This is a genomic window from Amycolatopsis sp., assembly GCF_035546795.1.
Lineage (GTDB): Bacteria > Actinomycetota > Actinomycetes > Mycobacteriales > Pseudonocardiaceae > Amycolatopsis_E.
Map to the genome: position 1 here is coordinate 38,267 of NZ_DASZWC010000052.1, position 11,558 is coordinate 49,824.

The following is an 11,558-nucleotide window of genomic DNA, read 5'->3' on the forward strand; positions in this document are numbered from 1 at the left end:
GGGACACCCGCACCCGGTCGGTCCTCCGCGCCGTCGCTCCTGCGTCACGCCGGCTGCGTGCGGTGCCTCGGTGCTCATGCGGGACACCCGCACCCGGTCGGTCCTCCGCGCCGTCGCTCCTGCGTCACGCCGGCTGCGTGCGGTGCCTCGGTGCTCATGCGGGACAGGCTAGGCCCCTCGCGATGAATCCAGTGAAACGGCTGTCCCGCTCGCCGGCCGGGCTCTAGGCTTCCCCTCAAGCGTGACCCGGGTTACACTCGCACGGGAAAGTTAGTCAAAGCTTTCATCAATGAGAGGTGGGCGCCGTGGCCCAGAAGGCTTTCGCGTCGTCGGGGGATCTGGCCCAGAAGGAGCAGACGCTGGAGGTGCTCGACGACGGTGTCTACGCCCTGACGGCCGAAGGCGATCCGAACGTCGGTGCCATCGAGGGCGAGGATTTCCTGGTCTGCTTCGAAGCGCTCGCCACCCCCGCCGCCGCAAGCGACTGGCTGGCGAAACTGCGCGAGCACACCGGCAAACCGGTGCGGTACCTGGTGCTTTCCCACTACCACGCGGTCCGGGTGCTCGGCGCCTCCGCGTTCAACGCCGAGGTGATCGTCGCCCACGAAAACACCCGCGCGCTGGTGGCCGAGCGTGGCAAGGAGGACTGGGAGAGCGAGTTCGCCCGGATGCCCCGGCTGGCCAAGGACGCCGACACCGTGCCCGGGCTGACCTGGCCCACCCTGACGTTCTCCGACCGGCTCACCATCGACCTCGGCGGCGACCGCGGCGACCTCGTCCTCCAGTACTGCGGGCGCGGGCACACCGAGGGTGACATCGTCGCCTGGCTGCCCCGGCAGAAGATCCTCTACGCCGGTGACCTCGTCGAGGCCGAGGCCGCGCTGTACACCGGGGACGCGTTCCACCGCGACTGGTCATCGTCCACTTTGGACAACGTGCGGAGGTTCGGCGCCGAGGCGCTGATCGGCGGCCGTGGCGCGGTCAGCCGTGGCCGGGACGCCGTGGACGCGGCCGTCGAGCAGACCCGGGACTTCCTGCGGGTGATGATCCGCGAGGTCAGCGCGGTGCAGGAGGCCGGCGGAGCGCTCAAGGAAGCCTTCGAGCGCACGCACGCGGCACTGGCGCCGAAGTACGGCCGCTGGCCGATTTTCGAGCACTGCCTGCCCTTCGACGTCTCCCGGTTGTGGGACGAGCTGTCCGGAGTCGAGCGGCCGGTGATCTGGACGGCCGAGCGCGACCGCGAGGTCTGGGACCAGCTGCAGGGATGAGCACCGACCGCGCGGTCGCGGTGCTGGGCAACGGGCCGGTCGGGCAGACCACCGCGTTGCTGCTGGCCCGCTGGGGAGTGCCGGTGGTGCTGCTGGACGGCCGGGCGCAACGGGACCTCGTCGGGTCCAAGGCGATCTGCCAGCAGCGCGATGTCCTGGACGTGTGGGAGTCCGTCGGCGTGGGGCGGCGGATCGCCGGGGAAGGGGTCACCTGGACCACCGCTCGTACCTTCTACCGCGACGAGGAGCTGTTCGCCTACTCGCTGCCCGACGCCGGCCGGTCCGCGTTCCCGCCGTTCGTCAACATCTCCCAGGCCCGCACGGAGGAGCTCCTCGACGAGCGCATCGCCGCCACGCCGCTGATCGACGTGCGCTGGGGCCATCAGGTGACCGGCCTCGCGCAGGACACCGGGGGAGTCACCCTGACCTGCGCGAACGGGCAGGAGATCCGCGCGGACTACGTGGTCGCGTGCGCGGGCGCGCGCGCCGACGGCATCCGGGCAGCCCTGGGTGTGCGCTTCGACGGGCATTCCTTCGACGACCGGTTCCTGATCTGCGACATCCGCGCCGAGCTGCCGGGATGGGCCGCCGAGCGGCGGTTCTACTTCGACCCGTCGTGGAACCCGGGGCGGCAGGTGCTGATCCATCCGTGCCCCGGCTCGACGTTCCGCATCGACTGGCAGGTGCCGGGCGGGTACGACCTCGGCGAGGAGGAACGCACCGGCGCGCTGGACCGGCGGATCCGGGCGATCATCGGGGAAACCCCGTACGAGATCGTGTGGAAATCGGTGTACCGCTTCCATTCGCGGGTGGTGGACCGGATGCGGGCCGGCCGGGTGCTGCTGGCCGGTGACTGCGCGCATCTGGTGTCGCCGTTCGGTGCGCGGGGGCTGAACTCCGGGGTCGGCGACGCGGAGAACGCGGCTTGGAAGCTGGCGTATGTGCTGCATGGCTGGGCGGGGGAGGAACTCCTCGAGACCTACCACGAAGAACGCCACGCCGCGGCGCAGGAGAACATCGAGGTGACCACCGCGACGATGGATTTCCTGGTGCCACAGAACGAAGAACAGCACCGGACGCGCCGCACGGTGCTGGCGGGCGCGGCGGCGGATCCGGCGTTGCGGGCGCGGGTGGATTCCGGCCGGCTGTCCGAGCCGTTCTGGTATGCGGAGTCACGACTGACCACTTCGGACAGTTCGCGGCCCTTCCGCGGGCGGCCGGCACGCGGGTGTGTTCCCGCTGCGGGGCCGGGGATCCTGGTGCCGGATGCGCCGGTGTCGGCGGCAGGCAGGACCCGGTTCCGTGAGCTGGCGAGGGACGGTTTCCTCGTGCTGGCAACGGAAGGCGCGGAATGTGCGGAGCTGCCGACGTCCCCGGGCCCCGTGCGGCTGGTGAAACTGGCCGGCATCGATGCTTCCGGCGCCCTCGCCGAGGCGCTGGCCGTGCGCCCGGGGGAGCTGTGGCTGATCCGTCCGGACGCTTACGTGGCCGCAGTGGTCACCAGCTGGGCCGATCTGGCACCCGCACTGCACCGTGCCCTGGGCCGGGCGGCCGTTACCCTGGAGGAATGTCGAAAGTGGACAAGATCGCCGTCACCGGGGTGACCGGGCAGCTGGGCTCCCGGGTGGCCAGGCTGCTCGCCGAACGTGAACTGCCGCAACGGCTCATCGTGCGGGACGCCGGGCGCGCGCCGTCGCTGCCCGGCGCCGAAGTCGCCCAAGCCTCCTACGAGAACGGTTTTCGGGAAGCGCTTTCCGGTGTCTCGACGCTGTTCCTGGTGTCGGGGCACGAGGGCCTGCACCGGATGGCCGAGCACCGGGCCGCGGTGCAGGCGGCGGCCGAGGCCGGGGTGGACAGGGTCGTGTACACGTCGTTCATGGGCGCGGCCCCGCTGGCGTCGTTCACGTTCGCCAGGGAACACGCGGAGACCGAACGGCTGATCGCCGGCGCAGGCCTGCGGCTGACTGCGCTGCGTAACACGCTGTATGCCGACGTGGCCCCGCATTTCGTCGGAGCCGACGGCGTGCTGCGCGGGCCGGCCGGGCGAGGCCGGATCGCCTGGGTCTCCCGCACGGACATCGCCCGGCTCGCGGTGGAGGTGCTGCTCGACCCCTCGCACGCAGGCCAGGTATATGACGTGTCCGGCCCGGAGGCCATCGACCTCGACGAGACGGCGCGGCTGCTTTCGGCGGCCACCGGCCGGAAGATCGGCTACCACGCGGAAACCGAGGCGGAGGCCCGGGAATCCCGTGCGGGCGCCGAGGAATGGGAGATCGACGGCTGGGTCGGCTCGTACCTCGGGATCGCGACCGGCGAGATGTCGGTGACGAGCCACACCATCGAACACGTCACCGGCCGCCGCCCGTGGACCTTCGCGGAGTTCCTCGACGCCGAGCCCGCCGCGTGGCGGCATCTGACCTAGCCAGGATTTCCCAGCGCCACCAGCAAGTTCGTGAGCAACGCGGTGCGCTGGGAAAGATGATCGAGCAGCACGTGCTCGTGGCGCGAGTGGGCGCCGCCGCCCAGCGCGCCGAGCCCGTCGAGCACCGGGCGGCCCAGCGCCGAAACGAAGTTCGCGTCGCTGGCGCCGCCCACGGAGACCTCGGCCAGCGCGATGCCCAGCTCCGCCGCCACCTGGTGGGCCAGTTTGAACAACCGCTGCGACGGCGGGTTCGGCACCATCGGCGGCCGGTTCCACTCGCCGCGCACGCTCACCCGTGCCCGCGGGTCCGCAGGCCGCAGCTCCGCGAAAGCCGCGTCCAGCCGCGCCATCTCCGCGGGCTCGGCCACCCGGATGTCCAGCGCGCACCACGCCTGGCCCGCTATCACGTTCCGCGCGGTGCCGCCGCTGATCAGCCCGACATTGACCGTGGTGCCCAGCGCCCGGTCGGCCAGCGCCGCGAGCCGCGGGACGAGCAGGGCGAGCTGGTGGATCGCGCTGACTCCCGCGTCCGGCTCCAGCCCCGCGTGCGCCTCCACGCCGGTGACCACGACGTCGAACAGCCCGACACCCTTGCGCCCCGTCTTGACCGCGCCGTTGAGCGAAGCCTCCAGCACGAGCGTGGCCAGCGCGCCCTCGCTCAGCCGCTCGATGTGCGCGCGCCCGGCCGGGCTGCCGATCTCTTCGTCTCCGGTCAGCAGGAACCGGACCGATGGCAGCGGCAGCCCCAGCTCGCGCGCGCAGCGCACCGCCCACACCGCCTGCACGATCCCGGACTTCATGTCGAACGTGCCCGGCCCGCTCGCGCGGCCGTCGACCACCTCGAACGGCCAGTCCGCCAGTGTGGCCGCAGGCCACACAGTGTCGTAGTGGCACAGAATGAGTACTTCGCCCGGCATCGCGCCCGGGTACGCCGCTTCGAGGACGTCACCGTGCGCGCCGCCGTCGTGGCGGTGCAGCTGCGCCGGTTCACCGAGGCGGGTGGCAAGCCAGCGGTGGATCTCCGAAAGGCCCGCGTCCAGCAGTTCCTTGTGCTCGCTGGGCGTTTCCAGTTCAACGAGCGCGCGCAGGTCGGCCGCCATCGGGCGCACTGCCCTTGCGGTCCATACCTCGACCTCGGATGGTGGCACTTCGGCTCCCCGGCGCTCGGCCTACCGATATCATGGGACTTCCACCAGCGGCGAGCCAAAGGCGATCATGGCAGCGGACACGGAGGCCTTTTCCTCCCCGGCACCCTTCACGCACGGCTGATGCTGGTAGCCACCGAAATCCTCAGTCTCGTCCTGGTGGTCCTCCTTGTCACCGGGGCCGCCCGGCGGCTGGACTGGTCCCCGCCGCTGTGCCTCGTCGTGGTCGGCGTGGCGGCCTCGTTCATCCCCGGCGTGCCCTCCTACCAGCTCGATCCGGAGTTCGTGCTGGTCGGGCTGCTGCCGCCGCTGCTGTTCTCCACCGCGGTCCGCACCTCGCTGGTGGAGATCCGGGTCAACAAGGCGCCCATCGCGCTGCTGTCGGTCGGGCTGGTCGCGTTCACCACGATCGCCGTCGGGCTCGTCACCTGGGCGGTGATCCCGGGCCTGCCGCTGGCCGCGGGGATCGCGCTGGGCGCGGTCGTCGCGCCGCCGGACGCGGTGGCCGCCACCGCGGTCGCGCGCCGCGTCGGGATGCCGCGCCGGGTGGTGCGCATCCTCGAAGGGGAAAGCCTGCTCAACGACGCGGCCGCGCTGGTCGCGCTGCGCACGGCGATCGCCGCCATCGCCGGTTCGGTGACGCTGTGGGAGGTGGGGCTCGACTTCGTGCTCGCCGCTGTCGGCGGGGTCGTGGTGGGCGCGCTCATCGGCTGGGGCGCCTTCCAGCTGCGCCGGCGCCTGACCGACCCGGTGATGGACACGGCTTGGTCGTTCGCGGTGCCGTTCCTGGCGTATCTGCCCGCCGAGGCGGTGCACGGTTCCGGGGTGCTGGCGGTGGTGGTGGCCGCGCTGATCCTCGGCCAGCAGACCCCGCGGATGTCGTCGGGGCCGTCCCGGCTGGCGAGCAGGCTGAACTGGCGGACCATCCAGTTCCTCCTGGAGAACGTCGTCTTCCTGCTGATCGGCCTGCAGCTGCGGCGGATACTGGCCGAGGTCGCCGACAGCGAACTGAGCGGGCTCGCGATCGCCGGGATCTGCGCATGCGTGCTGGTCGCGACGATCCTGGCGCGGCTTGCGTGGCTGTTCGGCTCCGGGCTGGTGCGCAAGCTGCTGCCCGGCTGGAACCTGTCCTGGTCCGAGACCACCGCGATCTCGTGGGCCGGGATGCGCGGCGTGGTCACGCTGGCGGCGGCGTTCGTGCTGCCCACCGACACCCCGGAACGCGGGGTGCTGGTGCTTTCGGCGTTCGTGGTGGTGGCGGGCACGCTGCTGCTGCAGGGCACCACCTTGCCGAAACTGGTGCGGCGGCTGGATCTTCCGGCGCCCGACCCGGGTGAAGACGCGCTGCAGGAAGCCGCTCTGCTGCACGACATGACCACGGCGGGGCTGGCGCGGCTGGAGGAGATCCGCGGCCCGGACGACCCGGCCGACGTGATCGACCGATTGCGTGACAAACAGGCCTACCGCTCGGATTCCGCGTGGGAACGGCTCGGTGCCCGCAGTAGTCTCGAGGAGACACCGAGTGCCGCCTACCGGCGGTTGCGCGCGGCGATGCTCGAAGCCGAGCGCGAGGTGCTGCTGACCGCCCGCGACCGCGCCACGGCCGACGACGAGGTGCTGCGGCACGTGCTCGAAACCCTGGACATCGAGGAGTCGATGCTGGAACCGCCCGAGGAGAACCCCCGCAACCCCGGCCGCGAACTCGACACCCCCGCGGCCACCGCCGGTTCCTGCGAGCACCTCGAAAACGCCGGCACGGCCACTTCGGACGAAACGGGCTGCGTGGACTGCCTGCGCGAGGGCACCACGTGGGTGCACCTGCGGCTGTGCCTGGAATGCGGGCACGTCGGCTGCTGCGACTCCTCGCCGCGGCGGCACGCCAGCAAGCATTTCCACGACACCCGCCACCCGGTGATGCGCAGCTATGAGCCGGGGGAGAACTGGCGCTGGTGTTTCGTGGACCGCGTCGTCGGCTGAGGTCCGCCCGATCTCGTTCACCGGAACGATCTCGTTGCCTCGCGCCCGCACGCGTGGCCATGCTGTCCCCTTGGCGAGAGCGGAGGACACGACGTGGCGGCCGAGGAGCCTGAGCAGAATTCCGAGCTGGTGGTGCGCCGCCGGATAGCGTTCATCGGCGGGCTGGTGGCGCTGGTGCTGTTTCTGGCCGTGCCGGTGCTGACGGCGTTCACCACGCTGTTCGACGGCAAGGCCGGGCCGGTCGGGGCCGGCTATCCGGCGGCCGCGTTCGCCATCCTCTTCCCGCTGGCCGGGGCGCATTTGTATACCCGGTGGGCGAACCGCTGGGAGGATCGCCGATGAACGTGCTCGCCGTCGTCGTGGTGGCGGCCATCGTCGCGGTCACCCTGGGCATCACCAGTTACGCCGCCCGCCGCAACCGCAGCACCGACGACCACTACGTCGCCGGCGGCCGGGTTTCCGGCTGGCAGAACGGTCTCGCGCTGGCCGGGGACCAGCTCTCGGCCGCGTCGTTCCTCGGTATCACCGGTGCCGTGGCGCTCACCGGGTTCAACGGGATCTACCTCGCGCTGGGCATCCCGATCGCGTACCTGCTGGTGCTGCTCGTGATCGCCGAACCGCTGCGCAACCTCGGCCGCTTCACCCTGGCCGACGCGGTGGCCGCCCGGTTCGACGGCAGGCTGCTGCGCGGCGTGCTGGCGATCGCGTCGCTCGTACTGTCCATTGTGTACATGGTGATCCAGTTCGTCGGCGCGGGTGTGCTCGCGCAACTGTTGCTGGGCGTGAGTTTTCCGGTCGCGGTGATCGTGATCGGCGTGCTGATGACCGTCTACACCTCGATCGGCGGGATGGTCGGCACCACCTACATCCAGGTGTTCAAGGCGATTCTGTTGCTGGCGACCGTGCTGGTGCTGCTGGTGATCGTGATGGCCCGCACCGGCTGGAACCCACTCGGCGCGATGGCCGAAGCCGAGCGCACGCACGGCGCGGGCGTGGTCACCCCTTCGCATTCGAGCGTCGTCACCGGGCTGAACAACGTGTCGCTCAACCTCGGCCTCGCGCTGGGCATTATGGGTCTGCCGCACGTCATGGTGCGCTTCCTGACCGTCCGCGACGCCAAGGCGGCGCGCAGTTCGGCGCAGATCGCGATGTGGATTTTCGCCGTGTTCTTCCTGCTGCTGCCGATCTTCGGCTATGCCGCGCTCAACGAGGTGGGCCGCGACCAGATCCTCCGCGACAACAAGGCAGGCAACCTCGCCGCGGCCCGGCTCGCCGAGGTGGTCGGCGGGAACCTGTTGTTCGCGATCGTGGTCGGCGTGGTGATGGCGACGATCCTGGCTGTGCTGGCGGGTCTGTCCATCGCGTCCTCCGGGGCCGTGGCGCACGACCTGTACAACACGGCGCTGCACCGGGGGCAGATGAGCCAGCGCAAGCAGCTGGTGGTCAGCCGGATCTCCGGGCTCGGCATCTCGGTGGTCGCGATCCTGCTCGCGCTCGGCCTGCAATCCTGGAACATCGCGTTCCTCGCCAACGTCGCCTTCGCGATCGCGGCCAGCACCACGATGCCGGTACTGTTGCTGACGATCTACTGGCGCGGCTTCAACCGCGTCGGCGCCACAGCCGGGCTGATCGGCGGGCTCGTCGTGTCGGTGGGGCTCGTGCTCATCGGTCCGGACGTGCTCGGTGCCGGTCATCTGTTCCCGCTGTCGATCCCCGCGCTGGTCTCCGTGCCCGCGGGTTTCCTGTGCTGCTGGCTGGGAAGTCTCGCCGGCCGGAACCGTCAAGGCGCCCGGGGCGTGCCCTACGACGAACTCGCCGCGCGCGCCTTTCCAGGCAGGGCAAGGGAAGCCGCCGCCACCGCGCGGTGACTACCGGCCGGCCGGGAACGCAAGCCGTGTCACACCCCGCCCCGCGCGCGGCCGTTGCTGTTGCAGCGCAAGGGAAAAGACCAAAGAACTCCTCGCCCGAGGGGCTGGCTCCATGATGAAGGGGGCCCGTACCTCGGCTGCCGGTTGGGAGCGTGGCTGGGTAGGGGAGTTGGGGTTCATCCCGTCGCCTGCTTCCAGGAGTATCACTTTCCCCTGAGCCGGCACGCTTTGGTCTTTCGGGTAACGGATCCGAGGGAGGGTGCGGGCCCAGGGCAAAGTGATTTCGGGTCGCGGGCGATGAGATGAAACCTACTCGGGGGGTGTTGACGGGGGCGGACCGCTGGCGCGGCCCGCCCCCGTCAACCGTCAGAACGGATACCCGGCCACATCCCCGCGCGCGGTGACCCACCGGGTTTCCGTGAACGCCTCGATGTTCGCGCTCGCGCCACCGAACCGCGACCCGGTGCCCGAAGCGGCAACCCCGCCGAACGGCGCCAGGGCCTCGTCGTTCACCGTCTGGTCGTTGATGTGCGCGATGCCCGTCGGAATCCGGTCGGCGAGCGCGAGGCCGCGGTTGACGTCGGCGGTGATGATGCCCAGCGAAAGGCCGTACTCGCTGTCCGCCGCCAAGCGCACCGCTTCGTCCACAGTGGAGAACTTCGCGACGGGTGCGACCGGGCCGAACACCTCGTTGTCATAGGCGGGCACCGAAGGGCCGGCGTCGGCGAGCACGGTGGCCTTGTAGAACAGGTCCTCGTAGGTGCCGCCGGCGACGAGTTTGGCGCCCGCGTCGACGCTGCCGGTGACCAGGCCGTGGATCTTGTCGCGCTGTGCGGCGTCGATGATCGGGCCGAGGGCGACCTGGTCGGTGGCCGGGTTGCCGACCGGCAGGTGTTCGGCCTTGTCCGCCAGGCGTTCCACGTACTCGTCGTAAATCGAGGCGTGTACCAGGTGCCTGCCGGTGGTCATGCAGATCTGGCCCTGGTGGAAGAACGAACCCCACGCGGCCGCGCTCATCGCCGCGTCGAGGTCGGCGTCCTCCAGCACCACCAGTGCGGAGTTGCCGCCCAGTTCCAGGTGCGCCCGCTTGAGGTGCCGTCCGGCCAGCTCGCCGACCGCGCGCCCGGCGGCCGTCGACCCGGTGAACGAGATGACCCGGACGTGCGGGTCCTCGACCAGCGCGGCACCGGTGTCCGCGCCGCCGGGCAGCACGTGCAGGACCCCGGCGGGCAGGCCGGCCTCCTCGAAGACCCGGGCGAGGGCGAAGCCCCCACAGACCGCGGTGCGCGGGTCGGGCTTGAGCAGCACGCAGTTCCCCAGCGCCAGAGCGGGCGCGACCGAACGGATCGCCAGGATCAGCGGGGCGTTGAACGGTGAGATCACGCCGACGAGCCCGGCGGGCACCCGGCGGACCATGCTCAGCCGCGGCGCCTCGCTCGGCAGCAGCTCACCGACGGAGTGCGACGGCAGCGCGGCGGCCTCGTAGCACTCCTGCGCGGCCACGTGCAGTTCGAAGTCCGCCTTGCCGGGGATGCTCCCGGCCTCCCGGACCAGCCAGCCCCTGAGCTCTTCGGCGTGCTCCTGCCACAGGTCGCCCGCGCGCCGCAGGATCGCGGCTCGTTCCTGGAAAGGCGTTGCCGCCCAAGCACTTTGCGCCTCCGCGGCCATGGCGGCCGAGGTGGTCACGTCCGCCGGTGCGGCCCGCCCGGCACGGCCGAGTTCGGCACCGGTCGCGGGCTCGACGACGGGCGCGTCCCCGCCGGCTCCCTGTACCCAGTCGCCGGTGAAGATCCGGCCGGTCCACTTCTCCTCGTCGAGAAAGGTCACGTTCACTCCCGCAGTCGCGTCTTCCGGTCCCACCATCCAAATCTCCGCACGGCGGGCACGCAGCATGTCTTTCACCCAGCGGGAGAGTCGGTGGGCCAGGGCATCACCTCGTATCGGCCGGGGCGCGCGCCCTCGATGAGCCCGCCGACGCGGTCGCGAGTGGCCGCGATGACCGGGTCTTCCTTGGTGGCGCGTGTAAAGGCGTCCTCGCCGGCCCAGAGCATGTGGTTGATCACCTGGGTGCCGTCCGGACTGCGCAGCAGGTGCATCGACAGCAGCCCCGGGATGTCGCGCGGGTCGCCCGCCTGCTGGATGACGTCGATCAGTGCCTGCTGGTTTTCCGGCCGCACGGCGAAGACGTTGATGCCAGTACGCCGCTTCCAGTGGGAAGAGTGTTCATCCTCGAAACGCTAGGCGCTGATCTGTGCCGCAGGTGTAACACTTAGCGGTGTGCCGGAAACCCGTCGCCGTGCGGATGCCCAGCGCAACGACCGGCGCATCCTCGAAGCCGCCGCACGGCTGCTCGCGGCCGATCCGCAAGCAACGATCCAGGCCATCGCCGACGAGGCGGGCGTCGTGCGGCTCACCGTGTATCGCCCCTATCCCAACCGCGAAGCGCTTCGCCGCGCGATCTTCGAGGCCGCGGCAGCGGAGGCTCATCGCATCGTCACGGGCACGTTCGCGCGTGATCTCGGTGTGGTGGAAGCGTTGCGGGACCTGATCATCGAGATGGCCGCCATCGCGCAGCGCTATCCGCTGCTGTCGGTCGGCACGGATCTGCAGCCGCTGCCGGGAGCGGTCCGCCGTTCCCTCTCGCCGCCGATGAGCCGGGCTATGCAGCGCGCGGTGCCCGACCTCGTCCGGCGCGGGCAAAAGGAAGGCAGCCTCCGCGCGGATCTTCCCGCGGAGCTGCTGCCGCAAGCGATCGTCGGCACCCTCCGGACCACGATTCGCTTCGCTCGCAGCCTTCGCTTCGACGCGGAGCACATCGGTGAGCAGGTAGCGGACCTGCTGCTCGGCGGCTTCGCCGCGAACACACGTTCGACTTGAC

10 protein-coding genes are annotated in these 11,558 nt (G+C 70.7%); 7 read left to right on the forward strand and 3 right to left on the reverse strand.

What is annotated here, in order from left to right; all coding sequences use genetic code 11:
• The first annotated feature begins 305 nt into the window (after positions 1 to 305).
• The 3 genes from VHD82_RS27495 to VHD82_RS27505 are packed head-to-tail and all read left to right on the forward strand — an operon-like array spanning position 306 to position 3,690.
• The gene (locus VHD82_RS27495) at positions 306 to 1,268 is read left to right on the forward strand and encodes an MBL fold metallo-hydrolase (RefSeq protein ID WP_325710143.1); all 963 of its coding nucleotides are present in this window, start codon (positions 306 to 308) and stop codon (positions 1,266 to 1,268) included.
• Positions 1,265 to 2,872 (forward strand): FAD-dependent monooxygenase, encoded by a 1,608-nt coding sequence (locus tag VHD82_RS27500; RefSeq protein WP_325710146.1) that lies wholly within the window; start codon positions 1,265 to 1,267, stop codon positions 2,870 to 2,872. The genes VHD82_RS27495 and VHD82_RS27500 overlap by 4 nt, the downstream gene beginning before the upstream one ends.
• Complete coding sequence (locus VHD82_RS27505) at positions 2,836 to 3,690, forward strand: SDR family oxidoreductase (RefSeq protein ID WP_325710149.1); 855 nt, start codon at positions 2,836 to 2,838, stop codon at positions 3,688 to 3,690. The genes VHD82_RS27500 and VHD82_RS27505 overlap by 37 nt, the downstream gene beginning before the upstream one ends.
• Here VHD82_RS27505 and VHD82_RS27510 read toward each other — a convergent pair.
• Positions 3,687 to 4,790: a M20 family metallopeptidase gene (locus tag VHD82_RS27510; protein WP_414637581.1), complete on the reverse strand. Its 1,104-nt coding sequence runs from the start codon at positions 4,788 to 4,790 to the stop codon at positions 3,687 to 3,689. The genes VHD82_RS27505 and VHD82_RS27510 overlap by 4 nt on opposite strands.
• Before the next feature lie 168 nt (positions 4,791 to 4,958).
• On the opposite strand from VHD82_RS27510, the gene VHD82_RS27515 reads away from it, so the two are divergent.
• The 3 genes from VHD82_RS27515 (at position 4,959) to VHD82_RS27525 (ending at position 8,680) form a co-directional block, all read left to right on the forward strand.
• Complete coding sequence (locus tag VHD82_RS27515) at positions 4,959 to 6,812, forward strand: Na+/H+ antiporter (RefSeq protein WP_325710156.1); 1,854 nt, start codon at positions 4,959 to 4,961, stop codon at positions 6,810 to 6,812.
• 93 nt (positions 6,813 to 6,905) lie between these two features.
• Positions 6,906 to 7,154, forward strand: coding sequence for a DUF485 domain-containing protein (locus tag VHD82_RS27520; RefSeq protein ID WP_325710159.1), 249 nt, complete (start codon positions 6,906 to 6,908; stop codon positions 7,152 to 7,154).
• The gene (locus VHD82_RS27525; RefSeq protein ID WP_325710163.1) at positions 7,151 to 8,680 is read left to right on the forward strand and encodes a cation acetate symporter; all 1,530 of its coding nucleotides are present in this window, start codon (positions 7,151 to 7,153) and stop codon (positions 8,678 to 8,680) included. The genes VHD82_RS27520 and VHD82_RS27525 overlap by 4 nt, the downstream gene beginning before the upstream one ends.
• A gap of 366 nt (positions 8,681 to 9,046) precedes the next feature.
• Here VHD82_RS27525 and VHD82_RS27530 read toward each other — a convergent pair whose 3' ends face one another.
• Positions 9,047 to 10,507, reverse strand: a complete 1,461-nt coding sequence (locus VHD82_RS27530) for a benzaldehyde dehydrogenase (RefSeq protein ID WP_325710420.1) — start codon at positions 10,505 to 10,507, stop codon at positions 9,047 to 9,049.
• Between the two features lie 71 nt (positions 10,508 to 10,578).
• Positions 10,579 to 10,872 (reverse strand): antibiotic biosynthesis monooxygenase family protein, encoded by a 294-nt coding sequence (locus VHD82_RS27535; RefSeq protein WP_325710423.1) that lies wholly within the window; start codon positions 10,870 to 10,872, stop codon positions 10,579 to 10,581.
• A gap of 85 nt (positions 10,873 to 10,957) precedes the next feature.
• On the opposite strand from VHD82_RS27535, the gene VHD82_RS27540 reads away from it, so the two are divergent.
• On the forward strand, positions 10,958 to 11,557 hold the full coding sequence (locus VHD82_RS27540; protein ID WP_325710166.1) for a TetR/AcrR family transcriptional regulator: 600 nt from the start codon (positions 10,958 to 10,960) through the stop codon (positions 11,555 to 11,557).
• Position 11,558: the final 1 nt, after the last annotated feature.

Bases quoted from the DNA above. Each gene is read 5' to 3' on its own strand.
- VHD82_RS27525 (WP_325710163.1), top strand. From the start codon at position 7,151: ATGAACGTGCTCGCCGTCGTCGTGGTGGCGGCCATCGTCGCGGTCACC.
- VHD82_RS27510 (WP_414637581.1), bottom strand. From the start codon at position 4,790: ATGGCGGCCGACCTGCGCGCGCTCGTTGAACTGGAAACGCCCAGCGAG.
- VHD82_RS27500 (WP_325710146.1), top strand. From the start codon at position 1,265: ATGAGCACCGACCGCGCGGTCGCGGTGCTGGGCAACGGGCCGGTCGGG.
- VHD82_RS27515 (WP_325710156.1), top strand. From the start codon at position 4,959: ATGCTGGTAGCCACCGAAATCCTCAGTCTCGTCCTGGTGGTCCTCCTT.
- VHD82_RS27505 (WP_325710149.1), top strand. From the start codon at position 2,836: ATGTCGAAAGTGGACAAGATCGCCGTCACCGGGGTGACCGGGCAGCTG.